The organism is Micromonospora zhanjiangensis (genome assembly GCF_042650605.1).
Classification (GTDB): Bacteria; Actinomycetota; Actinomycetes; order Mycobacteriales; family Micromonosporaceae; genus Micromonospora_J; species Micromonospora_J zhanjiangensis.
In genome coordinates this window covers 187,539-211,642 of sequence record NZ_JBHSBN010000004.1, presented here as the reverse complement: position 1 = coordinate 211,642, position 24,104 = coordinate 187,539, and the positions used below count along the sequence as shown (strand labels likewise).

The window sequence follows — 24,104 nt, the reverse complement described above, 5'->3', positions numbered from 1 at the left end:
ATCTTCGCGGCCCTGCGGCCGCCCGGCTCACCAGGAGCGCTGGTTGCGCCACCGGTCCAGGCGGCGGCGTTCCTCGTCCCGGGCCGCCCGGTCCCGGCCGCAGTGCTGGGCGTGCGCGGACTGCCAGTCGCGCAGCCGCTGGCGGAGCCGGTCGTTCTCGGCGCCGAGCAGCCGGACCGCCGAGTACAGGTCGGTCAGTTCCTCGGCCACCCGCCGCTGGAAGGCCCGGACCTGCTCGGCGTCCAGGCCACGCAGCCGGGTGGGGAAGCTTCGGGTGCGGATCTCGTACGGGGTGAGCCTGTTCGGGTCGTCGTTCCCGAGCGGCCGACCACCGCGATACACCGTGGCCACCTGCGTCCCTTCCGATGCTGTCGCCCGGCCGTCACTGCCGGAGTCTGATCGGCGGGGCGGCTCCAACTCCGCCCCGCCGCAGTGAGCCGATCTCGTTGCCACACAAGGAGCGACCCGCAAACAGACTCTCACGGCTTAGTCGTGTAGGTCAACAGTCAGTTGTGGTGCCGAGGCTTTTCGTGATCAAATTGGCCTGCCACTCAAGGAGCGTCATGCCGAGCACACCCGACTACATCCGAATCGCCGACGACATCATCGCCACGGTCAAGGCCAAGCGGCTCAGACCCGAGGACAAGCTGCCCTCGATCGCGCAGATGGCCGCGGACTACAAGGTGGGCACCTCGACCATTCAGATGGTCTACGTCCGGCTGGAGGCGTTGCGGGTGATCCGGCGGCACCAAGGCAAGGGCGTCTACGTCACCGACCCGAAGACCTGGCTCGGCGACTCCTGACCTGCCGGGCGCCGAGCGCCGCCGTCCCCGCCGAGCCCTGCCGTCCTCCGTCCCGCCGAGCGCCGGCTCCGCGTCCATCCCGCCGGAGACCGTCCGCCGCCGGACATCGCGCGTCCCGCCGGACGCCGCCGTCCGTCCGGCTGACGGTCAGCGGGTGAGGGCGCACACCGCGGCGTCCACGTCGTCAGTGGTGCTGTAGAGGTGGAACGAGGCGCGTACCCGCCCGGCCCGCACCGCGGCCCGGATGTTCGCCCCGGCAAGCCGGCGGGCCGCGTCCGGCACGTCGACCGAGACGATGGCGCTGTCGCCGGGCGGCAGGTCCAGCCCGGCCCGGAACCGGTTGGCCAGCCCCACGTTGTGCTCCCGGATCGCCGGCAGCCCGATCTCGGCGAGCAGTTCCAGCGCGGGCGCGGCCCCGACGAAGCTGAACCAGGCCGGCGACACGTCGAACCGGCGGGCGTCGGTGGCCAGCCGCAGCGGCGGACCGTAGTAGGAGGCGTGCACGTCGGCGCCCGCGTACCAGCCGGCCGCCGAGGGGATCAGCCGGTCCCGCAGCGCCGGCGCGAGGTAGCCGAACGCCGCGCCGCGCGGGGCCATCAACCACTTGTGGCCCCGTCGATCTCCACTCGACTGACTGTAGCGTCGCGCTCGTCGACCCAAGGGTCCTCATGAGCATCAGTGCTATTCCTGCTCGACACGCCGGCCCGAGGACTGTTCTGCAACTGATGCTCTTGGTGACCTCGGTTCACGCCATAGCAGATACCCGGACGAGTTAGAGGCTTGTGCACAGGTGCCGGTCTTATCCACAGGCGACGGATCTGTCGTTGCGGCGTGCGGGGTCGGGCGGCACGGTCAGCGGGTGAATTCTGTGCTCCGGTCGCTGGTCGAGCGGCACGGCGGGCTGGTCACTCGGTCGGTGGCCACGCAGGCTCTACCCGCCTGGGTCCTGGAACGCGCCTGCCAGGACGGCCATCTCTTGCGCGTACTCCCCCGCGTCTACGTCGCGGCGGCACTCGTGCCCACCTCGGCCCTGGCGGTACCGGGCCGTCTCGCAAACCTGGCGGGAGCACGCCACACAGCAGTCTCGAGTCGTACCACGGGACCGGGTCAGGTGGAGGAATTCGCTGTGCCGCTCCTGGCTCGGCTGGAACCCGATCTCGCCGCACGCGCCATTCACGCGTACGCCGATGGGCGCGGCGCGTTGAGTCACCTCACCGCACTGCACGTGTGGGGGCTACGCCGAGTGGCACCGGGCGAACCCGCGCACCTCAGCATTCCGGCCGGGTCCGGTATTCGTGGCCGGCCTCATCTGGTCGTTCACCAACGGTCGGGATTCACCCCACAACCGCCACAGGCGGTCGTCCGGCACGGCGTGTCGGTCACCCGGTTGGAGTCCTCCCTGGTCGACGCCTGGCCGCATATACCACCCGCGGACCGACCGGCCCCACTGATCCGGGCGATCAACGACCGGCTCACGACACCCGACCGGGTCGCCGCCGCCCTGGCGGTCACGCCGATGCTGGTCGGGCGTACGGAGTTGCGGGCCCTGCTGGATCGGCTCGCCGCCGGCTGCCTCAGCCATCTGGAGATCTGGGGCCACGACCACGTCTTCACCGCCCCCGGCATGCCCCCATTCCTGCGCCAGTTCCGGGTCCAGATCGGCGGCCGCGTCCTGTACCTCGACATGTACGCCGAACGGCAGCGCCTCAACATCGAACTCGACGGCGCCACCACCCACGGCGACCCGCGACAGCGCGAGATCGACCTACGCCGCGACGCGCTGCTGGCCACCCTCGGCATCCTGGTGGTCCGCTTCAGCCACCGCCGCCTGACGCACGAACCCGACGAGGTCCGCCGGGAGACCCTCGCCATCCTGGCCCGTCGCCGCGAACAACCGGCTTCCCCCAGGGAGAGATGAGAGTCCCCACCCCCAGTCCAAGAGCATCAGTGCTTTTCCTGCCCGACACGCCGGTTCGAGGACAGTTTCGTAACTGATGCTCTTGGTCGGTCGACGTCAGCCGACGGCTTCCATGATCTCGTCGGACACGTCGAAGTTGCCGTAGACGTTCTGCACGTCGTCGCAGTCCTCCAGCACGTCGATCAGCTTGAAGATCTTGCGCGCGCCCTCCTCGTCCAGCGGCACGTTGACGCTGGGGATGAGCGAGGACTCGGCCGACTCGTACTCGATGCCGGCGTCCTGCAGGGCGGACCGGACGGCGAGCAGGTCACCCGGCTCGGAGACCACCTCGAACGCCTCGCCGAGGTCGTTGACCTCCTCGGCGCCGGCGTCCAGCACGGCCATCATCACGTCGTCCTCGGTGGTGCCCTCCTTGGGGACGAGCACCACGCCCTTGCGGGTGAACATGTACGACACCGAGCCGGCGTCGGCCAGCGAACCGCCGTTGCGGGTCAGCGCGGTGCGCACCTCGGTGGCGGCCCGGTTGCGGTTGTCGGTGAGGCACTCGATCAGCAGGGCCACGCCGTTGGGGCCGTAGCCCTCGTACATCACGGTCTGCCAGTCGGCGCCGCCGGCCTCCAGGCCGGAGCCGCGCTTGACCGCGCGGTCGATGTTGTCGTTGGGGACCGAGTTCTTCTTGGCCTTCTGGATCGCGTCGTACAGTGTCGGGTTGCCGGCGGGGTCACCACCACCGGTACGGGCGGCCACCTCGACGTTCTTGATCAGCTTGGCGAACATCTTGCCGCGCTTGGCGTCGATGACCGCCTTCTTGTGCTTGGTCGTCGCCCACTTTGAGTGGCCGGACATCTGTTACCTCCGTTGCTACCCGCCGTCTGCATCGACCGCACCGCTCGCGCCCCGCTCCTGCCGGCGTACGCGGAGTGTCCCCGGTCAGCTCTGGTGGAAGCCGTGGCGGGCAGATGGCCCTGCCGAATCTCGGCAATCCTACCGACGTCCGTCAGGCGAGTGTCACGCGCCGCACTCGATACCGACGGCCGGCACCGGACAGACGGGACAAATAGCACCAAACCAAATCCGTCAGCGGCCGCTTCGCGCCCAAACCGGGCCGGACGCCCCGGCCGCGCGGACCAGGTCCACGAAGTACGCGTGCAGCCGCAGGTCACCGGTGAGTTCCGGATGAAACGAGGTGGCCAGCAGGTTCTCCTGCCGGACGGCGACGATCCGGCCGGCCGCCGGGCCGTCGGTGACCCGGCCCAGCACCTCGACCCCGTCGCCGACCCGCTCGACCCAGGGCGCGCGGATGAACACCGCGTGGAACGGGTCGCCGTCGACGCCGTCGATCGCCACCGGCGCCTCGAACGAGTCGACCTGCCGGCCGAACGCGTTGCGCCGGACGGTCATCTCGATGCCCGCGAAGGCGCGCTGGTCGGGGCGGCCGTCGAGAACCTCCCGGGCCAGCATGATCATGCCGGCGCAGGAGCCGTAGACCGGCATGCTGCCGGCGATCCGCTTGTCGATCGGCTCGCGCAGCTCGAAGATGTCGGCGAGCTTGCTGATCGTGGTGGACTCGCCGCCGGGGATGACCAGCCCGTCGACCGCGTCCAGCTCGGCCGGGCGGCGGACCGGGCGGGCCTGGGCGCCGGCGCCGGTCAGGGCGGCGACGTGTTCCCGGACGTCCCCCTGCAGGGCGAGCACACCGATCACGGGTGCCGTCACGTTCGTACCTCCAGGTGTGGTGGAAGGGCCCGCGGCGCGGGCCCTTCCGTCGAGGTCGCCGGCGGGTCGTCGACCGGTCGGAAGGCAGCGGTCGGGAAGGCACCGGCCGCGCCCGACCGGTCGGATCACCGACCGTGTCCAGCCGGGCAGGTCACCGGTCGCCACCGACCGGTCGGGTCACCAGCCCCGCTCGGCCAGGCGGTGCGGCTGCGGGATCTCGTCGACGTTGATGCCGACCATCGCCTCGCCGAGCCCGCGGGAGACCTTGGCCAGCATCTCCGGGTCGTCGTGGAAGGTGGTGGCCTTGACGATGGCGGCGGCCCGCTGGGCCGGGTTGCCGGACTTGAAGATGCCCGAGCCGACGAAGACGCCCTCGGCACCGAGCTGCATCATCATGGCCGCGTCGGCCGGGGTGGCGATGCCGCCCGCGGTGAACAGCACGACCGGCAGCTTGCCCGTCTCGGCGACCTCCTTGACCAGCTCGTACGGCGCCTGCAGCTCCTTGGCCGCGACGTACAACTCGTCGGCGGAGAGCGAGGTGAGCCGGCGGATCTCGCCGCCGATTTTCCGCATGTGGGTGGTCGCGTTGGAGACGTCGCCGGTGCCGGCCTCGCCCTTGGAGCGGATCATGGCGGCGCCCTCGGTGATCCGGCGCAGCGCCTCGCCCAGGTTGGTGGCGCCGCAGACGAACGGCACCGTGAACGCCCACTTGTCGATGTGGTTGGCGTAGTCGGCCGGGGTGAGCACCTCGGACTCGTCGACGTAGTCCACGCCGAGCGCCTGGAGGACCCGCGCCTCGACGAAGTGCCCGATCCGGGCCTTGGCCATCACCGGGATGGAGACCGCGTTGATGATCCCGTCGATCATGTCGGGGTCGCTCATCCGGGACACGCCGCCCTGGGCGCGGATGTCGGCGGGCACCCGCTCCAGCGCCATCACCGCGACCGCGCCGGCGTCCTCGGCGATCTTGGCCTGCTCGGGGGTGACCACATCCATGATCACGCCGCCCTTCAGCATCTCGGCCATCCCCCGCTTCACGCGGGCGGTGCCGATGACGGGGGTGGTGGCGGACTGCGCGCTGACCTCGGACACGGGTTCTCGCTCCTCAGGACGGGTGGGGGTGCCTTCGAATGGATGCTATGCCGGGGTCCAACGCCGAACCACGGCCAATCGACACCCCGGTGGCCTGCTCAGTGGCCCGCGTCACCACCACCAAAAATACGGACGTTCCGCCCAGAATTCGCACGGTGGGCGACCGGGCGCGGGACCCCGCCCGTCAGGCCACCCGTAGGTCCGAGGGGCGCGGCTCGATGGTCGGGTCGTCGATGTCGAAGTAGGCCGGCCGGTCGTGCTTGCGGGCCATCCGCAACACCCGGACCACCGGCCGGTCGCGCGCCGACAGGGCGTCGCGTACCAGATCGGTGTGCACCTGGCGGGCCAGCGCGAGCCGGCGGCTGGCCGCCACCACCGCCACCGCGGTCGGTACGTCGCCCGGCAGGGACGTGGCCCGCAGCTGGCGGGTCAGGTCGTTCTCGGCGGCCTCCCGCTCGTCCGGGCCGGCGCCCAGGGCGATCTGCGCCGCGGCGTACAGCTCGAGCGCGAAGCGCTCCTCGGCCAACACCGCGGCCGCCGCCGCCCGGCGCAGCAGGTGCGCGTCGAGCGCCCGGGCGGCCGCCTCCACCCGGGTGTGCAGCCGGTCCACCCGGCCGGCGGTCCAGATCAGGTACGCCGAGACCAGCGCCACCACGACGACCGCGCCCACCACCCACCACATGCCCGGCATCGTAGTGTCGCTCCGTTTCCGCTCGGTGGCTCGGCCCGCTCGGCCCGGTCGAACCGGTCGAACCGGCCGAACCGGTCGAACCGGTCGAATCGGTCGGCCGGCCCGGTCGGTCAGCCCGGCTCGGCCCACTCCTGGTCGATGACCCGTCCGTCGGTCGCCTCGATCGCGGTGGCGTAGACCTCCAGCACCCGCCGGGCCACCGTCGGCCAGTCGTAGCCCGCCACCACCTGCGCCGCGCACCCGGACAGGCCGGCCCGGGCCGGCGGGTCGTCCAGCAGCTCGGCCAGCGTACGGCGCAGCGCCACCGGGTCGCCGGTGGGGAACAACCGGCCGGCCCGGCCCCCGTCGAGGACCCGCCGGAACGCGTCGAGGTCGCTGGCCACGACGGTGGTGCCGGCGGCCATCGCCTCGGTCAGGATCATCCCGAACGACTCGCCGCCGGTGTTCGGCGCGACGTACAGGTCCACGCTGCGCAGCATCCGGGCCTTGTCCGACTCGGACACCCGGCCCAGGAAGACCACCCGGGCGTGCAGATCGGGCGGCATCCGGTCGTAGAGGTCGTCGGCGTCGCCCGGCCCGGCGACCAGCAACCGCAGCCCGGGCCGTTCCCGGGCCAGCGGCACGAACGCGTCCCGCAGCACCGGGAAGCCCTTGCGCGGCTCGGTGAACCGGCCGAGAAAGCCCAGCGCGCCGCCGGCGCCGGGCCAGTCCGGCAACGGGTCGGCGTGCGCGAACTTGGCCACCGCCACCCCGTTGGGGATCTCCACCGCGCCGCCGTCCAGGTGTTCCACCTGCACCTTGCGGGCCAGCGCGCTGACCGCGATCCGCGCGGTGACCCGCTCCAGGACCAGTTGCAGGATGCCCTGCGCGACGGCGAGCGCCCGGGACCGGGTCAGCGCGGTGTGGAAGGTCGCCACCACCGGCCCGCGGGCGGAGAGCACGGCCAGCAACGACAGGCTCAACGTCAGCGGCTCGTGCACGTGCAGCACGTCGAAGTCGCCGCGGGCCAGCCAGCGGCGTACCCGGGCGGTGGAGACCGGGCCGAACGCGATCCGGGCCACCGACCCGTTGTACGGCAGCGGCACCGCCCGCCCGGCCGGCACCACGTACGACGGCAGCGCCGAGTCCTCGTCGGCCGGCGCGAGCACGCTCACCTGGTGACCGAGATTGATCAGGGCCTCGGCGAGATCCATCACGTGGTTCTGCACCCCGCCGGGGACGTCGAAGGAGTACGGGCACACGATGCCGATCCGCACTGCGCCCCTCCCCCTCAGGCCGAACCGGCGGTCGGCGGCCCGATGACCGGCTTGCGGGCGACCGGCTCGGCCAGTCCGTCGTCCGCCGGTGTCGCGGGCTCGTCGATCCACATCCGCTGCAGCATGTGCCAGTCTTCCGGATGCCGGGCGATTCCGGCGGCCAACCGGTCGGCGATCCGCTGGGTCAGCTCGGCCACCCGCTCCTGCAACGTCCCGCTGTCCGGGTCCGGTATCGCCAGGGGCCCTTCGAGCAGGCCGCGCGGTCCGTCCGGTTCGTACCAGAGTGAGGCGACGTAGAGCGGTGCCCCGGTCCGGATGGCCAGCATCGCCGGGCCGGCCGGCATCCGGGTACGACCGTCGAAGAACCGCACCTCGATGCCTCGGGCGGACAGGTCCCGGTCGGCCAGCAGCGGCACCACGTGCCCCTGGGCGATCCGGTCGGCCAGCACCGTGAACGGCGGCTGCTGGCCGCCGGTCAACGGGATGATCTCCATGCCGAGCTGCCGGCGGAAGGCCAACCACCGCTGGTAGACGCTCTCCGGCTTGAGCCGCTCGGCGACCGTGGTCAGCGGCCAGCCCATCGCGGCCACCCAGGCCCCGGCGGCGTCCCAGTTACCGGCGTGCGGCAACGCCACCACCGCGCCCCGGCCGGCCGCCACGTCGGCGCCCAGCAGCTCGTGCCGTTCCAGCCGGAACCCGTCGCGGAGCTGGTCGCGGGACTGCGACGGCAGCCGGAACGCCTCCAGGTAGTACCGGGCGTACGAGCGCAGGCCGCGCCGGACCAGTTCCTCCAGCCGCTGCGGCGGCAGGTCCGGCCCGACCACCCGGCGCAGGTTGCCGGCGAGCCGGTCGACCCGCCGGCCGCGCTTGCGGTACGCCCGGTCCGCGCCGGCCCGGAAGGCCGCGGCGGCCACCGGCCGGGGCAGGGCGCGCACCAGTCGCCAGCCGGCGGCGTAGCCCAGGTCGGCGAGCCGGCTCACGCGTCGGCCTCGGGGTGCCCGGACCGCTGCGCCTGGGCGTACACGTGCCGGACCCGCTGGGCGACGGTGAACAGCGACAGGGCGGCCAGCAGCCACAGCGCCGCGACCAGGGCCCAGGACAGGCCGAAGCCGGTGAGCAGGCCACCAACCCCGACGATGACCAGCCGCTCGGTCCGCTCGGCGACGCCGACGTTCGCGGTCATGCCCAGACCCTCGGCCCGCGCCTTGACGTAGGACACCAGCCCACCGAGGACCAGACAGATCAGGGCCGCGGCGACGCCCCAGTGGTCGCCCCGGGTGGCCAGCCAGTAGGCGACCGCGCCGAACACGGCCCCGTCGGCGAGCCGGTCGGCGCTGGAGTCGAGGAACGCCCCGAACCGGGTGGAGCCGCCGGACAGCCGGGCCATCGTGCCGTCGAGCAGGTCGGTGAGGGCGAAGAAGGTGACCACCAGGGCGCCGGCGACCAGGTGGCCGCGGGCGCCGAGACCCAGCGCCCCGACCAGCACGCCGGTCGTACCGGCGACGGTCACCGCGTTGGGTGACACGCCGGCGCGCAGCAACCGGCGGGCGACCGGTTCGATGACTCGGGTCATCCCGGCACGTGCGGACACTTGGAAGATCTTCGCCATGGCGGTCCCACGATAACGGTCGGCCGCGACCCACCGGTACGGACGGTCCGCTTACTTCGCGCGGCGGGGTTGTGTACGGCCCGTCGCGGGTGTGGGATCAGTGCAGGGAAACGTGAGCTACCTCACCCGGACACACTTCAGGTGAACGGCGCGCGACGGGTCGGCCGAGGATATCGCCGCGGTTTCGCCCCGGGTCGTTCCTCCTCGTCGTCGCGCGGCGGTCGCCCACAACCACCGGCTAGGGAGGCCCGTCGATGGCGCAGAAAAGTCAGGAGAAGGGAGTCACCGGTCCGGTACCGGTGGTGGACGAGCCCGACAGGGTTCGCAACGTGGTGCTCGTCGGTCATTCCGGCGCCGGCAAGACCACTCTGGTCGAGGCCCTGTTGGCGGTCACCGGCACGATCGGGCGGGCCGGCACAGTCACCGAGGGCACCACGGTGTGCGACCACGACCCCGCGGCCGTCCGGCAGCAGCGCTCGGTCAGCCTGGCCTGCGCGCCGGTGACGCACCGGGGCGTGAAGATCAATCTGCTGGACACCCCCGGGTACGCCGACTTCGTCGGCGAACTGCGGGCCGGCCTCCGGGCGGCCGACGCCGCCCTGTTCGTGGTCTCGGCGGTCGACGGGATGGACGCGGCCACCGCCGCGCTGTGGGAGGAGTGCGCCGCCGTCGACATGCCGCGGGCGGTCGCCGTGGCCCGGCTGGACCACCAGCGGGCCGACTTCGACGAGACGGTGGCGCTGTGCCAGCGGGTGTTCGACGACAACGTCCTGCCGCTGTACCTGCCGATGCTCGGCGACGACGGGGTGTCCGTGGCCGGCCTGCTCGGCCTGATCACGCAGCGGGTCTTCGACTACTCCGCCGGTTACCCGCCGGCCGTGCGCGAGCCCGACCCGGAGCACCTGCCGGCCATCGACGAGGCCCGCAACGAGCTGATCGAGGGGATCATCGCCGAGAGCGAGGACGAGACCCTGATGGACCGCTACCTCGGCGGCGAACAGATCGAGGTCCAGGTGCTGATCGACGATCTGGAGAAGGCGGTGGCGCGCGGCCACTTCTACCCGGTGGTGCCGGTCTGCGCGGAGACCGGCCTCGGCCTGGACGCGCTGCTCGAGGTGCTCACGGCCGGGTTCCCCGCCCCGCCGGAGCACGAACTGCCCGTGGTCACCGGGGTGGACGGCTCGCCGTACCCGCCGCTGACCTGCGACCCGGCCGGTCCGCTGGTCGCCGAGGTGGTCAAGACGACGATCGACCGGCACGTCGGGCGGGTGTCCCTGGTCCGGGTCTTCTCCGGCACCCTGCGGCCGGATCAGACGCTGCACATCTGCGGGCACGGGATGGAGCAGCGCGGGCACCCCGACCACGACGCCGACGAGCGGGTCGCGCACGTGTACTCGCCGCTGGGCGCGACCCTGCGGGAGGTTCCGTACTGCGTCGCGGGCGACATCTGCGCGATCACCAAGTCGGGCAGCGCCGAGACCGGGGACACCATCTCCGGCCGGGAGGAGCCGCTGCTGGTCGAGCCGTGGGACATGCCCGAACCGCTGCTGCCGGTCGCCGTCGTCGCCCGGTCCCGGGCCGACGAGGACGCGCTGGCCAAGAACCTGGCCCGGCTGGTGGCCGGTGACCCGACGATGCGGCTGGAGCGCAACCCGGAGACCCACCAACTGGTGCTGTGGTGCATGGGTGAGGCGCACGCCGACGTGGTGCTCGACCGGCTGCGCGGCGGCGGCGTCGAACTGGACACCGAGCCGGTCCGGGTGGCGCTGCGGGAGACCTTCGCGGCCGGTTCGAAGGGGCACGGCCGGCACGTCAAGCAGTCCGGCGGGCACGGTCAGTACGCCGTCTGCGACATCGAGGTGGAACCGCTGCCCCGCGGCGCGGGCTTCGAGTTCGCCGAACGGGTGGTCGGCGGTGCGGTCCCGCACAACTACATCCCCTCCGTGGAGAAGGGCGTCCGCGCCCAGCTGGAACGCGGCCTGGTCGCCGGGCACCAGGTGGTGGACGTACGGGTGACCCTGGTGGACGGCAAGGCGCACAGCGTGGACTCGTCCGACGCGGCGTTCCAGACGGCGGGCGCGCTGGCCCTGCGGGACGCCGCCGAGAAGGGGCAGGTGACCCTGCTGGAACCGGTGGACGAGGTGGTGATCCGGGTCCCGGACGGCTCGGTCGGCGGCGTGATGAGCGACCTGTCCGGCCGGCGCGGCCGGGTGCTGGGCACCGAGCCCGACCCGGCCGGGCACGAGCGCACCCTGGTCCGCGCCGAGGTGCCGGCCACCGAACTCGTCCGGTACGCCGTCGAGCTGCGCTCGATGACCTCCGGGGCGGGCACCTTCACCCGGTCCTTCGTCCGCTACGAGCCGATGCCCGGTCACCTGGTGGACCAGGTCCGCAAGGAACACGCCGCGAACCAGTGACGTACCGGTGGCCCGGTCCGCGCCGGCGGGCCGGGTTGCCGGTGGTGGCGGGCCGGGTCGATCAGCCGGGGGTGCGGCTCAGGCCGGTGCACCGCTGGTTGACGGTCAGCTTGTCGCGGATCTTCCGTTCCGCCGCCCCGGTGACCAGCACCGGCTGCCCGGTGTCCGAGACGGTCGCCGGCCGGAACTCGTTGCGGATCACCTGCCGGCCCCGGACGGTGAGCTGGAGCACCCCCGAGTCCGGGCTGTTCAGGCCGCTCCACCAGAGGAAGTTGCCGAGCCCGTAGTGCACGTAGGTGCGGCCCAGCCAGCCGTCGGCCAGCAGGGTGTGCGCGTGCGTGCCGACCACGATGTCCGCCCCGGCGGCCGCCAGCTTCGGCGCGAACGCCTTCATCTGCGCGCTCGGACAGGGATTGCCCTCGACCCCCCAGTGCAGGTAGACGATGACCAGGTCGGCCTGCTTGCGGGCGGCCGCCACCGCGGCGACGGCCCGCTTGGTGTCGAACGCCATGGCGATCCCGGGCCGGGTCGGTGTCGCCTGCCACTGGCTGGCCAGTTCGCTGATCTGCGACATCCCCAGCACCGCGATCCGGACCCCACGCACGGTGGTCAGCCACGGCGCGTACGCCTGGTCGGCGTCGCGGCCGGCGCCGAAGACCGGGAAACCGGCGCGCCGGGCGGAGTCCAGGGTGTCCAGCAACCCGACCTGGCCGTAGTCGAGGGTGTGGTTGTTCGCGATCGAGACGGCGTCCACCCCGGCCGCCCGTACCGCGTCGTAGGCGGTGGTCGGCGCCCGGAAGTGGAAGGTCTTGGGTTGCGGGGTGCCGCGCTCGGTGACCGCCGTCTCCAGGTTGACCACGGTGAGGTCGGCGTCCCGCAGGGTGTCGGCGATCGGGCCGAAGGCGGTCGCCGGGTCGCGCAGCAACGGCCGGGTGCGGTCCATGAAGTGCACGTCCCCGGCGAAGGCGAGCCGCAGTTCGACGGCGTCGGGCGGAACGGCCGCCGACGACGACCCGCCGCCGGTCTCGGGGGCATGCCACCGGGCGGCCGGGGTTGCGGCGTCCCGGCAGCCGGTCAGCAGGGTCACGACGACGAGCGCGGCGGCGAGGCCACCACGCGGTACGGATTTCAGCACGCTCGGAGCGTACGGCTCAGCCGGCCGGCCAGGCGCCCGCCAAAAGGTCACGAGTGTCGGTGAGCAGTTGCGGCAGCACCTTCGTCCGGCCGATGACCGGCATGAAGTTCGCGTCCCCGCCCCAGCGGGGCACCACGTGCTGGTGCAGGTGCGCGGCGATGCCCGCACCGGCGACGGTGCCCTGGTTCATCCCGATGTTGAAGCCGTGCGCGGCGCTGACGGTGCGGACCACCCGCATCGCGGTCTGGGTGAAGGCGGCCAGTTCGGCCGTCTCGTCGCCGTGCAGGTCCGGGTAGTCCGCCACGTGCCGGTACGGGCAGACCAGCAGGTGACCCGGGTTGTACGGGTAGAGGTTGAGCACCACGAACACGTGCTCGCCCCGGGCGACCACCAGGCTGTCCGCGCCCTCCCGATCCGGGGCCAGGCAGAACGGGCAGCCGGTGGGCTGTTCGTAGCCCTCGGCGGGCCGGTCCTGGCCGCTGATGTAGGTCATCCGGTGTGGCGTCCACAGCCGTTCCAGGCCGTCCGCCAGGCCGGTGGCCGTTCCGTCGGTCGGGTCGGTGTCGGTGTGCCGTCGCGCCCCAGTCACACGGCGATCCTACGAGCACCGCACCGGGTCCCACCCATCCGGACCGGTCAGGTAGGCGGCCCGGGTGTACTCAGGCGGCGGGTTCGGCGGACGGGCCGGCGTTGGTCCGGGACCGGACCACGTCCACCACGTGTGCGACCGCCTCGGCCAGCGGCACGCCGTTGCGCTGTGAACCGTCCCGGTAGCGGAACGACACGGCATCCGCGGCCACGTCGTCGTCGCCGGCGATCGCCATGAACGGGATCTTCTGCTGCTGGGCGGTGCGGATCTTCTTCTGCATCCGGTCGTCGGAGGCGTCCACCTCGGCCCGGATCCCCTCGGCCCGCAGCAGCCGGACGAACTCGTCCAGGTGTGCCCCGTGCTCCTCGCGGATCGGGATGCCGACCACCTGCACCGGCGACAGCCAGGCCGGGAAGGCGCCGGCGTAGTGCTCGGTGAGCACGCCGAAGAACCGCTCGATCGAGCCGAACAGCGCCCGGTGGATCATGACGGGTCGCTGCCGGCTGCCGTCGGCGGCCTGGTACTCCAGGTCGAACCGCTTCGGAAAGTTGAAGTCCACCTGGATGGTGGACATCTGCCAGGTCCGGCCGATCGCGTCCTTGGCCTGTACGGAGATCTTGGGCCCGTAGAACGCCGCGCCGCCCGGGTCGGGGACCAGGTCCAGGCCGGAGTCCTCGGCCGCCGCCCGCAGCGCCTCGGTGGCCGCGTCCCAGTCCTCGTCCGAGCCGATGAACTTCGGCGAGTCGTCCCGGGTGGACAGTTCCAGGTAGAAGTCGTCCAGGCCGTAGTCGGCCAGCAGGTCCAGGACGAAGCGCAGCAGCGAGGTCAGCTCGCCGGCCATCTGCTCCCGGGTGCAGAAGATGTGCGAGTCGTCCATGGTCAGCCCGCGTACCCGGGTCAGCCCGTGCACCACACCGGACTTCTCGTACCGGTAGACCGTGCCGAACTCGAAGAACCGCAGCGGCAGCTCCCGGTAGGACCGCCCGCGCGCCCGGAAGATCAGGCAGTGCATCGGGCAGTTCATCGCCTTGAGGTAGTAGTCCGCGCCCTCCAGGTGCATCGGCGGGAACATGGTGTCCGCGTAGTACGGCAGGTGGCCCGAGGTCAGGAAGAGCTGTTCCTTGGTGATGTGCGGGGTGTTGACGAACTGGTAGCCGGCCTGTTCGTGCTTGAGCCGGGAGTAGTTCTCCATCTCCCGCCGGACGATCCCGCCCTTGGGGTGGAAGACCGCCAGACCCGAGCCGATCTCGTCCGGGAAGCTGAACAGGTCCAGGTCCGCGCCGAGCTTGCGGTGGTCGCGCCGGGCCGCCTCCTCCAGCAACTTCAGGTACGCCTTGAGCTCGTCCCGGGTCGGCCACGCGGTGCCGTAGACCCGTTGCAGCTGCGCGTTCTTCTCCGATCCGCGCCAGTAGGCGGCGGCCGAGCGCATCAGCTTGAAGGCGCCGATCAACCGGGTGTTCGGCAGGTGCGGGCCACGACACAGGTCGGACCAGCAGACCTTGTCCTCGTTCGCGGCCAGGTTGTCGTAGATGGTCAGCTCGCCGCCGCCGACCTCCATCACCTCGGCCGAGTCCAGCCCCTCGCCCTTGACCTCGATCAGCTCCAACTTGTACGGCTCGGCGGCGAGTTCGGCGCGGGCCTGCTCGACGCCGTCGAACCGGCGTCGGCGGAACCGCTGGCCGGACTTGATGATCTCCTGCATCCGCTTCTCGAGCTTGCCGAGATCCTCCGGCTGGAACGGCCGGGACACGTCGAAGTCGTAGTAGAAGCCGTTCTCGATCGGCGGGCCGATGCCCAACTTGGCCTCGGGGAAGACGTCCTGCACCGCCTGGGCGAGCACGTGGGCGGTGGAGTGCCGCAGCACGTTCAGCCCGTCCGGCGAGTTGAGGGCGACCGGCTCGACCCGGGCGTCGGCGGTCGGCGCCCAGTCCAGGTCGCGCAGCCGGCCGGCGTCCGGACCGTCGAGTTCGCGGACCACCACGACGGCCTTCGGGCCGCTCGCCGGCAGGCCCGCCGCGGCCACCGCGTCGGCCGCCGTCGTCCCGGCCGCGACGACGACGGGGTCGGTCACAACAGGGCTGGACGGTGCGGACACGGGAACTCCTTAAGTAGGGACGAACCAGGCGACGCCGGATGCTCGGCTGCTGCGATGCTATCCGGCGCCCGGGTCGGCCCAACCTCCGGAGCGGTCACCGCCCCGCGGGCGACGGCCCGGGCGGGCCGGACCGGCGGGCGGCGAGCAACTCCGAGACGGTGACCGGCTTCAGGCCGCGGGCCCGGAAACCGTCGATGAACGCGCCGATCTGGCGCAGCGCGACCAGCCGGTCGGGGCCGCCGACGTCGTGGGCCAGCACGATGGTCCCGGGTTTGGCGTTGTCGACGATGTCCCGGACCTGGGCCGGCGGGTCGGCCTGGAACATCGTCTCGCGCATCTGCTGGGACCACATCACCACGTCGTAGCCGAGTTCGTCGACCACGGTGAGCGTGCTGCCGCCGAGGTGCCCCCAGGGCGGCCGCATCAGGGTGGGCGACCGGCCGAGCAGCCGGTGGATCGCGTCGTGGGTCCGGGTCAGTTGGTCCCGTACGCCCGCCTCGTCGAGTTGGGCGAGATCGCGGTGCGCCCAGGTGTGGTTGCCGACCTCGTGCCGGTCCAGCCGACCCCGGACCAGTTCCGGGGCACGGGTGAGCCGCTCGCCGACCATGAAGAAGGTGGCCGGGGCGTCGGCCCGGTCCAGTGCGTCGAGCACCATCGGGGTCCACGGCCCGGGACCGTCGTCGAAGGTGAGCGCGACCAGCGGCTCGTCCGTGGGGACGTGCCAGTGCACCTGCACCTGCCCGCGCGGCGACCAGGTGCGCGCCACGCCGGCCGGGGCGTACCCGCCGCTGATCGGCAGCCGGTCCGGGCCGAGCAACGGCCACAGCGCGGTGGCCGCGCCGCCGACGACCGCACCCCCCGCGGCGACCAGCGCTCCACCCAACAGTCGACGCCTGGCGACGCCCATTCGACACCCCCGTGCCCATCCACCGCGGTTCCGATCCCGCAACGAATCCCCGCGCACAGGGTACCGGTCGGGTGCCCGCGTGCATACCGGGTAGTCATCCAGTTGGACGGCAGGCGCCGCCCGGTGTCGCGGGTTAGATTGACGCCGTGGCCGCCACAGACACCGTACGAGCACTTCAACGCCGGTACGAGACGTTCTTCGCCAGCCGACCCGAGATGCCCTTCGCCGTCGCGACGGTGGGTGGCCCGGTCCACCCGTTCGGCACGGGTGAGCCCTTGTTCACGATCCGCGCCACCGACCCGCGCGGCGAGCGGGCCCTCGCCGGACTCGACCAGTTCAGCGTGGCCGTCGCCTACCTGCAGGGCTGGCTGGACGTGGAGGGTGACCTCGCCGCGGCGTTGAAGATGCGGGACTTCTTCAACGACTTCCACCCGATCGCGTTCCTCAGCCGGTTCACCCCCGGCGCGCTGCTGAAGGGGCGCAAGGAACACGACCGGCGGGCCATCTCGCAGCACTACGACGAGGACAGCGAGTTCTTCCTGACCTTTCTCGACCGGCGGCACCGCTGCTACACCGAGGGCGTCTTCGCCAGCGACGACGAGCCGCTCGAGGACGCGATGACCCGCAAGATGGACCTGGCCATCGAGGCGATCGGGGTGCGGCCGGGCGACCGGGTGCTGGAGGTCGGCGGCGGGTGGGGCGCGTTCGCCGAGCACGCGGCCCGGCGCGGCATCGACGTCACCACCACCACCCTGGCGGCCGAGTCGGAGCGCTACCTGAAGGACCTGTTCGTCCGCGAACGGTTGCCGGTGACGGTGGTCCGCCAGCACATCTTCGGCTACACCGACGAGCGCAAGTTCGACGCCATCGTCAACATGGGCGTCACCGAGCACCTGCCCGACTACCGGACCACCCTGCGCAAGTACGCCGAACTGCTGCGTCCCGGTGGTCGGGTCTACCTGGACGCGCTGGCCATGCGGCGCAAGCACCTGGCCTCCACGTTCCTGAAGCGCTACATCTATCCCGGCAACTCGGCGCCGCTGCTGCTGCACCAGTACCTGCGCCAGGTGGCCCGGTCGCCGTTCGAGCTGCTGTCGGTGGCCGACGACCGGCACAACTACTACCTGACCTGCCGGGAGTGGGCGCTGCGGCTGGACGCCGCCCGCGAGGAGGTCGTCGCCCGCTGGGGCGAGCCGTTGTACCGCCGGTTCCGGCTCTTCCTCTGGGGCTCGGCGGCCGGCTTCGACACCGGCCTGGTGCAGGCGTACCGCTGGGTGCTCCGGCTGCCGTAACCGGGCCGAACGGACGATATCGCCGCCATTCGGTCGTACGGGCCGGCGAGGGACGGGCCGTACGGACGGTCGGTGGCGGGCCGAACCGGCGGACACGCCGGCCGCCGGGGCACCGCGCTCCGGCGCGACTTGCCACGGGCAGTACGGTCTTGGGGTGGCCACGGTACTCCTGGTCGAGGATGACCACGTCGTTCGCGGCGCGATGCTGCGGTCCCTGGCCGACCGGGGACACGCGGTGCACGCGGTCGGCACGGCGCTCGACGCGCTGCGCCGGGTCGCGGCGGAGACACCCGACCTGGTGGTGCTGGACCTGGGCCTGCCCGACCTGGACGGCTCCGACGCGCTGCGGATGCTGCGCGGGATCACCGACGTCCCGATCATCATCGCCACCGCCCGGGACGACGAGCAGGCGATCGTCCGGCTGCTGCGCGCCGGCGCCGACGACTACATGGTCAAACCGTTCACCGGCGCCCACCTGGACGCCCGGATCACCACCGTGCTGCGCCGGGCCGGCCGGGCGAGCCGTACGGTACAGCCGGCGGTGCACGAGGTGGGCGGTCTGCGGGTGGACGTCGGCGAGCGCAGCGCCCAGCTCGACGGGGTCGCGCTCGCGCTGACCCGCAAGGAATTCGACCTGCTGGCCTATCTCGCGGCCCGACCCGGCCGGGTAGTGTCCCGCCGGGAACTCTTGGAGGAGGTATGGCGGCAGCCATCGGTCGGCGAGGACCAGACAATCGACGTGCATCTGTACTGGCTGCGCCGCAAGCTGGGCGAGTCCGCGGCGAAGCCTCGCTACCTGCGCACCGTGCGGGGGGTCGGATTCCGGCTGGTGGCACCGGACTGAGGCTGGCGCTGGCCTACCTCGGCGCCGGCATGACGTCGATCGTGGCGTTGGTGTTCCTCGTCCCGCTCGGGATCACGCTCCAGCAGGACACCCGCCGGGAGGCCCTGGCCGACGCCGCGCGGCGCAGCGCGGTGGTGGTCGGCGCGCTCACCGCCACCGCCGACCCGAAGGCCCGGCAGCGGGCGGTCGCCGGCAGTTCGGACGACCCGGCGCGGCGGGTGGTCGTGCACGGGTTGGACCTCGGTGGACCGGGTCGGGCCGATCCGAAGGACGTGGCGCTGGCCGCCGGTGACCGCGCCCCGCAGGTGGTCGACGTGGCCGGCGGGGTGGTGCGGCTGGAGCCGGTGGTGCTGGGCGACCGGACCGCGGTGGTCGAGGTGTTCGTGCCCGACTCGGCGCTGGACGCCGGGGCCACGGGCACCTGGGTCACGCTGGCGGTGGTCGCGGCCGGCCTGGTGGTGGCCTCGGTCGTCGTCGTGGACCGGCTGGCCGGCCGGGCGGTCCGCTCGGCCCGGACGCTGGTCCAGGCGGCGATGGCGGTCGGCGACGGCGACCTCGGGGTACGCATCGAACCGGGCGGCCCGCGGGAGCTGGCCGAGGCCGGGTACGCCTTCAACCGGATGGCCGACCGGCTGGTCGCCTCGCGCACCGACGAGCGGGAACTCGTCGCCGACCTGTCGCACCGGCTGCGCACGCCGTTGACCGTGCTGCGGCTGGACGCCGACGCGCTGGACTCCGACGACACCAGCGTCGGCTCGTTCAGCGAGGCCGAACTCGACCGGCGTCGGACGATCCGCCGGATCCGGCAGGCCATCGTCACGCTGGAGGGTGAGATCGACGTACTGATCAACACCACCCGCAAGACGGTGGCCCAGGAGGTCGCCGTCGGCATGTGCGACGCGAGCGAGGTGGTCCGCGACCGGATGGTCTTCTGGGCGGCGCTGGCCGGCGACCAGAACCGCCCGCACAAGGTGCTCGGCGCCCAGTTGCGGATCCCGGTCCCGGTCCCCCGGGCCGAGCTGGCCGCGGCGCTGGACGCGGTGCTCGGCAACGTCTTCCGGTACACCCCGCAGGGCACCGCGTTCGAGGTGGCCGTCTCGCGGCGGGACGGTTACGTGGCGATCCGGATCGACGACGCCGGTGCCGGCATCGCCAACCCGGACCGGGCGCTGCGCCGGGGCGCCAGCGACCGCGGCTCGACCGGCCTGGGCCTGGACATCGCCCGGCGGGTGGCCCTGCAGGCCGACGGGTCGGTCAGCATCGACCGGGCCCGGCTCGGCGGGGCCAGCGTGGTGATGCTGCTGCGCGACCCGGAGGCGGCCCCCCGCCAGGTGAGCCGGTTCGGGCTGGTCGGCCGGCTGGCCCGGGAACGCGAGACGACCGGACGCCGGTGGTCCCGGTCCAAGGAGTCGGACGGCTGACCCAGCCGGACCGCGCGTCGACCAGGGTCGCGCCGGAAGATCTTTCAGCCTTGCGCAAGTCTTGCTTAGGTCTGGGTTAACCCCCCGCCGTCCGTCCCGCCACGATGGCAACATCGAAGGCGATCCCAACCCGCTCCGCCGGGCCAACGCCCCAGAAGTTGCGTCCCAACCCGGCCCGGTGGAGCCGTGCGCGCGGCGGGACCGGTCCCCCACACCAGCTCCCGCCGCGCGCGCCAACCCGCACAGCAGCCCAACCCAGCGGTACGAGACGACGGGCGGAGAGCGTCGACGAGGACGCGCCGGTCGTGTCGGGTCGACCCCCGGGCGACCCGACCGGCCCGACCCGTCGCCCGAACCCGCTGACCCGGCGCGGCCGCCCGCAGCAAACCGCGCCGGGTCAGCGTCCACCCCGCCCGGGTGGCTCGGTCGGCCGAGGTCGGCCGGCCCGGCGGCTCAGTCGGTCGGCGCCCCGGCCAGGTAGCGGTCGACCTCGGCGGCGAGCCGGGACTTCTCCGCGCTGGACAGGAAGGACGCCGAGATCGCGTTCCGGACCAGCCCGGCGAGTTCCCGCGGGCCGGCGTCCAGCAACCGGGCCGCCACCGCGTACTCGGCCTCCAGGCTGGTGCCGAACATGGGCGGGTCGTCCGAGTTGATGGTCACCAGCAGGCCGGCGTCCACCATCGTCCGCAGCGGGTGCTCGTCGATGCTGGGTACGGCCCGGGTCCGCACGTTGGAGGTGGGGCAGACCTCCAGCGGGAGCTGCCGCTCGGCGAGGTACGCCATCAGTTGCGGGTCCCGTACCGCGGAGGTGCCGTGGCCGATCCGCTCGGCGCCCAGCTCCCGGATCGCGTCCCAGATGGTCTCCGGGCCGGTTGTCTCGCCGGCGTGCGGGACCGAGCGCAGCCCGGCGGCCCGTGCCTTGTCGAAGTACGGCTTGAACTGCGGCCTCGGCACGCCGATCTCCGGCCCGCCGAGCCCGAAGCTGACCAGTCCGTCCGGGCGCTCGTCCAGGGCGATCCGCAGGGTCTCCTCGGCGGCCGGCAGACCGGCCTCGCCCGGGATGTCGAAGCACCAGCGCAGCGCGATGCCGAAGTCGGCCTCGGCCCGCCGCCGGGCGTCCTCGATCGCCTCGCAGAAGGCCGGCGCCGGGATGCCCCGGCGCACGTGCGAGTAGGGCGTGATGGTCAGCTCCGCGTAGCGGACCCGCTGCCGGGCCAGCTCCCGGGCGACCTCGTGGGTGAGCAGCCAGACGTCGTCGGCGTCCCGGATCAGGTCGACGACGCTGAGGTAGATCTCGACGAAGTGGGCGAAGTCGCGGAACGCGAAGTAGTCCGCGAGCGCGGCCGGGTCGGCCGGCACCGGGGTACGCCCCTCGTGCCGGGCGGCCAGCTCGGCCACGATCCGGGGCGAGGCGGACCCGACGTGGTGCACGTGCAGCTCCACTTTGGGCAGCCCGGCGATGAAGCCCGACAGGTCGGTGGTCACGGGTTCTCCCTACGAGCGGGCGTCCGGTGCCCCGGACGGTGGCGACGCGGCCGACCCGGCCGCACGCGTACCCACCCGGGCCACGACGAAGACGCGGCGGAACGGAAAGTACACCTGCCCGTCGCGGACCGGGTACGCCTCGGCGAGGCGGTCGCCGAGCGCGCGGCGGAAGTCCACCCAGTCCCGGTCGTCGACGCCGGCCAGGGCGGCCCGGACCGGGCGCAGCGCGGTGCCGTCCATCCAGGTGAGGACCGGATGCTCGGCCGTCCCGGCGGTCGGGAGCAGGTGCACGTAGGTAGTTTCCCAGGCATCCACCCGGCAGCCGGCGGCGGCCAGCAGGGCGGCGTACTCGACGGGTTCCCGGACCGGGTCGGCGCGCAACCGGGGGGTCACCCGGTCCCGCCAGCGCGGCTGCCCGGCGAGGGCGCGCAGCGCCCGGTGCGAGGGCGCCTCGAAGTTGCCGGGCACCTGCACGGCCAGCCAACTGCCCGGGGCGAGGGCCGCGGCCCAGCGGCGCAGCAGCTCCTCGTGACCGGGCACCCACTGCAGCACCGCGTTGGCCAGCACCACCCGGACCTCGGGGCCGGGCACCCAGTCGGTCACGTCGCCGACCCTGAAGTCGACCGACGAGCCGAGCCGGCGGGCCTCGGCGATCATCTCGGGGGACGAGTCGAGGCCGCCGATCCGGGCCCGCGGCCAGCGGTCGGCGAGTCCGACGGTGAGGGTGCCCGGACCGCAGCCCAGGTCGACCACCTCGGTCGGGTCGGCCGTGCAGATCCGGGCGACGAGGTCGTGGAACGGCCGGGACCGCTCGTCGCCGTACCGCAGGTAGCTCTTCGGATCCCACATGCGCACCGTCCAGACGAGAAAACCGTACGTACGTCTTGTTGAAGCCTAGAGCTGCCCGGTGGCCGGCACAACCCCGATCGGCGCTGGGTGCCGGCGGCGGACGGGACCGGCTTGGGCACCGCGGGCCCGGACCGCCGGGTCCGATCCTCTAGGGTCTGGTCCTGAGCACGAACCGGAAAGGGGAAGGCGATGAAGGGCTGGCTGCCACTCACCCTCGGCCTGCTGGCCGTCATCCTCGGCGCGCTGTGGACGTTGCAGGGTCTGGGCTACGTCGAGGGAAGCGTGCTGACCGGAGAGACGGTCTGGGCGATCGTCGGCCCGGTCGTCGTCCTGGTCGGACTGGCCTGCCTCTACCTCGGACTGCGCCTACGCGGTCGAGGCACTCGTCGGTGAGACCGGACGCGGTCCCGGCGGGACGAACAGATCGAGCCCCACGGTCCGGACGGACCGCGGGGCTCGACAGGGTACGTGTCCGGCCGGTGCGTCGCCGGCCAGAGCTGGATCAGATGGGGCGCACCTGCTCAGCCTGCGGACCCTTCTGACCCTGGGCGATCTCGAACTCCACCCGCTGGTTCTCCTCCAGCGTGCGGTAGCCGCTGGTCTGGATGGCCGAGAAGTGGACGAACACGTCGGCACCCCCACCGTCAACGGTGATGAAGCCGAAGCCCTTGTCTGCGTTGAACCACTTCACGGTTCCCTGCGCCATGTGTATCTCCTTCTGAAACTGGCGGCCAAGCACGCCGTGCGGCCGGTTGGCCGTTTTTCGAGCAGCGGCGCCTGAGGCGGCCCCCACACAGGAGGACTTCTCTCAACCCACGCCATCTCTCAACAGCGTGGAACAGCAAATCACGGACGGAAAAACTCGTACACCCCACCCGACGAAATTCTCCGACATGTGACCTGACAGACCGTAACCTTCGCTGGTCGGTCAGTCGGGCCAGCGGCCGGTCAGTCGGCGGACCCCGACCGCACCACCCCGGTCGACGGCCGCGCGGACGACGGCGAAGATCGCGCCCTGCAGGGCCGCCGCGGCCAGGATCTCGCCCCAGCCCCGGTCCTCGTCGGTGGCGCTGGGCGCCTCGCCGTCGCCGGCCGTCACCTTCCAGACCTGCCGGAACACCGCCCCGGCGAGCATGCCGGCGGTGATGCCCAGCAACACGCCCACCGGCTTGTAGGCCACCTTGTTGATCGCCTTGCTCACCTACGCCTCCCTCGTACCACCAGAATCAGCACCACCACGGCCGCCGCGCCGGCGGCCAGCGCCGCCCACGGGACCGGACCGCGCCCGGCGTCCCGCACCAGCTCGGCCGTCTGGCCGGCCTGCTCACGGACCAGCGCGGTCTTCTCGGCGGCCCGACTGCGCACCCGGGCCGAGGCCTGGGCCGCCGAATCCTTGATCCGCGCCTTCACGTCGGCCTTGCCGGCCAGCGCCTGCACGGTCTCGCCCAGTTCGGCGCGGGTCCGCCTGATGTTCTGCCGCAGGGCCTCCGGATCGCCCTGTCCGTTGTTCCCGCTGCCCATTACGACCGTCCCCTGTCCTTGACGGCGGTGGTGACCGCGTCCACGTCGGCCCGCACGCTGTCCGCGGCCGCCGTGGGAACGGGTGGCACCGCCCGCTTGACCTGGTTCTTACCGACCAGCGCGAGGATGCCGGCGAGCGCGAACAGCACCACCGCCACGATCAGGGCGGCCAACCAGGCCGGTACGACCAGCGCGAGCAGCAGAACGGCCGCGGCGACCAGGGCGCCCAGCCCGTACAGCGCGAGCGCTCCGCCGCCGCCGAAGAGACCCACCCCGATGCCGGCGTGTTTGCCCTTCTCGGTCAGCTCGGCCCGGGCCAGCGCGAGTTCGTCGCGGATCAGCCGCGACACCTGCTCGGTCGCGCGCTGCACCAGCTCGCCGGTGGAGAGCTCGGCAGCCGGCCCGGTCGGGCGGCTGTTGACGGCGTCGGCCATGGCGTCCCCCTTTCCACGTCCCGAGCTGTA

Annotated in this window: 25 protein-coding genes and 1 pseudogene; 7 read left to right on the top strand and 19 right to left on the bottom strand. The window is 72.5% G+C overall.

From position 1 onward, the window contains the following. Positions 1 to 27: 27 nt before the first annotated feature. Positions 28 to 351: a DivIVA domain-containing protein gene (locus ACFOX0_RS08725; RefSeq protein WP_377543363.1), complete on the bottom strand. Its 324-nt coding sequence runs from the start codon at positions 349 to 351 to the stop codon at positions 28 to 30. Between the two features lie 212 nt (positions 352 to 563). Between ACFOX0_RS08725 and ACFOX0_RS08720 the strand changes: the two genes are divergently transcribed. Next, positions 564 to 803: a winged helix-turn-helix domain-containing protein gene (locus ACFOX0_RS08720; RefSeq protein ID WP_377543362.1), complete on the top strand. Its 240-nt coding sequence runs from the start codon at positions 564 to 566 to the stop codon at positions 801 to 803. Positions 804 to 950: 147 nt separating this feature from the next. On the opposite strand, the pseudogene ACFOX0_RS08715 reads toward ACFOX0_RS08720, so the two are convergent. Further along, positions 951 to 1,412: pseudogene (locus ACFOX0_RS08715) on the bottom strand (aminotransferase class V-fold PLP-dependent enzyme); the annotation flags it as partial. A 778-nt stretch (positions 1,413 to 2,190) separates the two neighbouring features. Between ACFOX0_RS08715 and ACFOX0_RS08710 the strand changes: the two are divergent. After that, positions 2,191 to 2,721 (top strand): endonuclease domain-containing protein, encoded by a 531-nt coding sequence (locus tag ACFOX0_RS08710; RefSeq protein ID WP_377543361.1) that lies wholly within the window; start codon positions 2,191 to 2,193, stop codon positions 2,719 to 2,721. 96 nt (positions 2,722 to 2,817) lie between these two features. Here the strand turns inward: ACFOX0_RS08710 and ACFOX0_RS08705 are convergent, their stop codons facing one another. The 7 genes from ACFOX0_RS08705 to pgsA all read right to left on the bottom strand — a co-directional run bounded on the left by ACFOX0_RS08705 (position 2,818) and on the right by pgsA (position 9,085). Next, the gene (locus ACFOX0_RS08705) at positions 2,818 to 3,567 is read right to left on the bottom strand and encodes a YebC/PmpR family DNA-binding transcriptional regulator (RefSeq protein WP_377543360.1); all 750 of its coding nucleotides are present in this window, start codon (positions 3,565 to 3,567) and stop codon (positions 2,818 to 2,820) included. A 231-nt stretch (positions 3,568 to 3,798) separates the two neighbouring features. Then, a complete protein-coding gene (gene pdxT / locus ACFOX0_RS08700) occupies positions 3,799 to 4,437 on the bottom strand; it encodes a pyridoxal 5'-phosphate synthase glutaminase subunit PdxT (RefSeq protein WP_377543359.1) in 639 nt (212 codons plus the stop codon). 177 nt (positions 4,438 to 4,614) lie between these two features. Next, positions 4,615 to 5,529, bottom strand: a complete 915-nt coding sequence (gene pdxS, locus ACFOX0_RS08695) for a pyridoxal 5'-phosphate synthase lyase subunit PdxS (protein ID WP_377543358.1) — start codon at positions 5,527 to 5,529, stop codon at positions 4,615 to 4,617. A 184-nt stretch (positions 5,530 to 5,713) separates the two neighbouring features. Further along, a complete protein-coding gene (locus ACFOX0_RS08690) occupies positions 5,714 to 6,211 on the bottom strand; it encodes a hypothetical protein (protein WP_377543357.1) in 498 nt (165 codons plus the stop codon). Between the two features lie 119 nt (positions 6,212 to 6,330). Beyond that, on the bottom strand, positions 6,331 to 7,476 hold the full coding sequence (locus ACFOX0_RS08685) for a glycosyltransferase family 4 protein (RefSeq protein WP_377543356.1): 1,146 nt from the start codon (positions 7,474 to 7,476) through the stop codon (positions 6,331 to 6,333). A 14-nt stretch (positions 7,477 to 7,490) separates the two neighbouring features. Continuing rightward, positions 7,491 to 8,456 (bottom strand): phosphatidylinositol mannoside acyltransferase, encoded by a 966-nt coding sequence (locus ACFOX0_RS08680; RefSeq protein WP_377543355.1) that lies wholly within the window; start codon positions 8,454 to 8,456, stop codon positions 7,491 to 7,493. Next, on the bottom strand, positions 8,453 to 9,085 hold the full coding sequence (gene pgsA, locus ACFOX0_RS08675; protein WP_377543353.1) for a phosphatidylinositol phosphate synthase: 633 nt from the start codon (positions 9,083 to 9,085) through the stop codon (positions 8,453 to 8,455). The genes ACFOX0_RS08680 and pgsA overlap by 4 nt, the downstream gene beginning before the upstream one ends. 254 nt (positions 9,086 to 9,339) lie before the next feature. Between pgsA and ACFOX0_RS08670 the strand changes: the two genes are divergently transcribed. Then, entirely contained in the window at positions 9,340 to 11,502 is a 2,163-nt protein-coding gene (locus ACFOX0_RS08670) for an elongation factor G-like protein EF-G2 (protein ID WP_377543351.1), read from the top strand. 61 nt (positions 11,503 to 11,563) lie between these two features. On the opposite strand, the gene ACFOX0_RS08665 is transcribed toward ACFOX0_RS08670, so the two are convergent. The 4 genes from ACFOX0_RS08665 to ACFOX0_RS08650 all read right to left on the bottom strand — a co-directional run bounded on the left by ACFOX0_RS08665 (position 11,564) and on the right by ACFOX0_RS08650 (position 16,228). Next, positions 11,564 to 12,637, bottom strand: a complete 1,074-nt coding sequence (locus ACFOX0_RS08665; protein WP_377543350.1) for a CapA family protein — start codon at positions 12,635 to 12,637, stop codon at positions 11,564 to 11,566. A gap of 16 nt (positions 12,638 to 12,653) precedes the next feature. Further along, entirely contained in the window at positions 12,654 to 13,226 is a 573-nt protein-coding gene (locus ACFOX0_RS08660) for an HIT family protein (RefSeq protein WP_377543349.1), read from the bottom strand. Positions 13,227 to 13,296: 70 nt separating this feature from the next. After that, positions 13,297 to 15,321, bottom strand: coding sequence for a threonine--tRNA ligase (gene thrS / locus ACFOX0_RS08655; RefSeq protein WP_377543348.1), 2,025 nt, complete (start codon positions 15,319 to 15,321; stop codon positions 13,297 to 13,299). Positions 15,322 to 15,415: 94 nt separating this feature from the next. Next, positions 15,416 to 16,228, bottom strand: coding sequence for a polysaccharide deacetylase family protein (locus ACFOX0_RS08650; RefSeq protein WP_377543347.1), 813 nt, complete (start codon positions 16,226 to 16,228; stop codon positions 15,416 to 15,418). A gap of 146 nt (positions 16,229 to 16,374) precedes the next feature. On the opposite strand from ACFOX0_RS08650, the gene ACFOX0_RS08645 reads away from it, so the two are divergent. The 3 genes from ACFOX0_RS08645 to ACFOX0_RS08635 all read left to right on the top strand — a co-directional run bounded on the left by ACFOX0_RS08645 (position 16,375) and on the right by ACFOX0_RS08635 (position 19,785). Further along, a complete protein-coding gene (locus ACFOX0_RS08645; RefSeq protein ID WP_377543346.1) occupies positions 16,375 to 17,520 on the top strand; it encodes a class I SAM-dependent methyltransferase in 1,146 nt (381 codons plus the stop codon). A gap of 154 nt (positions 17,521 to 17,674) precedes the next feature. After that, positions 17,675 to 18,364 (top strand): response regulator transcription factor, encoded by a 690-nt coding sequence (locus tag ACFOX0_RS08640; RefSeq protein ID WP_377543344.1) that lies wholly within the window; start codon positions 17,675 to 17,677, stop codon positions 18,362 to 18,364. Positions 18,365 to 18,393: 29 nt separating this feature from the next. After that, complete coding sequence (locus ACFOX0_RS08635; protein WP_377543342.1) at positions 18,394 to 19,785, top strand: HAMP domain-containing sensor histidine kinase; 1,392 nt, start codon at positions 18,394 to 18,396, stop codon at positions 19,783 to 19,785. Positions 19,786 to 20,238: 453 nt separating this feature from the next. Here the strand turns inward: ACFOX0_RS08635 and ACFOX0_RS08630 are convergent, their stop codons facing one another. Both ACFOX0_RS08630 and ACFOX0_RS08625 read right to left on the bottom strand, forming a co-directional pair. Further along, positions 20,239 to 21,270: an adenosine deaminase gene (locus tag ACFOX0_RS08630; RefSeq protein ID WP_377543341.1), complete on the bottom strand. Its 1,032-nt coding sequence runs from the start codon at positions 21,268 to 21,270 to the stop codon at positions 20,239 to 20,241. A 9-nt stretch (positions 21,271 to 21,279) separates the two neighbouring features. Further along, positions 21,280 to 22,119 carry a trans-aconitate 2-methyltransferase gene (locus ACFOX0_RS08625; RefSeq protein ID WP_377543340.1) on the bottom strand — a complete coding sequence of 280 codons (840 nt, stop codon included), beginning with the start codon at positions 22,117 to 22,119 and terminating at the stop codon, positions 21,280 to 21,282. Positions 22,120 to 22,308: 189 nt separating this feature from the next. Between ACFOX0_RS08625 and ACFOX0_RS08620 the strand changes: the two genes are divergently transcribed. After that, entirely contained in the window at positions 22,309 to 22,512 is a 204-nt protein-coding gene (locus tag ACFOX0_RS08620) for a hypothetical protein (RefSeq protein WP_377543338.1), read from the top strand. A 109-nt stretch (positions 22,513 to 22,621) separates the two neighbouring features. Here ACFOX0_RS08620 and ACFOX0_RS08615 read toward each other — a convergent pair whose 3' ends face one another. From ACFOX0_RS08615 to ACFOX0_RS08600, 4 genes are all read right to left on the bottom strand, one after another. Beyond that, positions 22,622 to 22,825, bottom strand: coding sequence for a cold-shock protein (locus tag ACFOX0_RS08615; RefSeq protein WP_007075740.1), 204 nt, complete (start codon positions 22,823 to 22,825; stop codon positions 22,622 to 22,624). A 222-nt stretch (positions 22,826 to 23,047) separates the two neighbouring features. After that, on the bottom strand, positions 23,048 to 23,320 hold the full coding sequence (locus ACFOX0_RS08610) for a DUF4235 domain-containing protein (RefSeq protein WP_377543337.1): 273 nt from the start codon (positions 23,318 to 23,320) through the stop codon (positions 23,048 to 23,050). Beyond that, positions 23,317 to 23,640: a DUF3618 domain-containing protein gene (locus ACFOX0_RS08605; RefSeq protein WP_377543336.1), complete on the bottom strand. Its 324-nt coding sequence runs from the start codon at positions 23,638 to 23,640 to the stop codon at positions 23,317 to 23,319. Before ACFOX0_RS08605 ends, ACFOX0_RS08610 begins: the two co-directional genes overlap by 4 nt. Continuing rightward, positions 23,640 to 24,074, bottom strand: coding sequence for a phage holin family protein (locus ACFOX0_RS08600; protein WP_377543334.1), 435 nt, complete (start codon positions 24,072 to 24,074; stop codon positions 23,640 to 23,642). The genes ACFOX0_RS08605 and ACFOX0_RS08600 overlap by 1 nt, the downstream gene beginning before the upstream one ends. Positions 24,075 to 24,104: the final 30 nt, after the last annotated feature.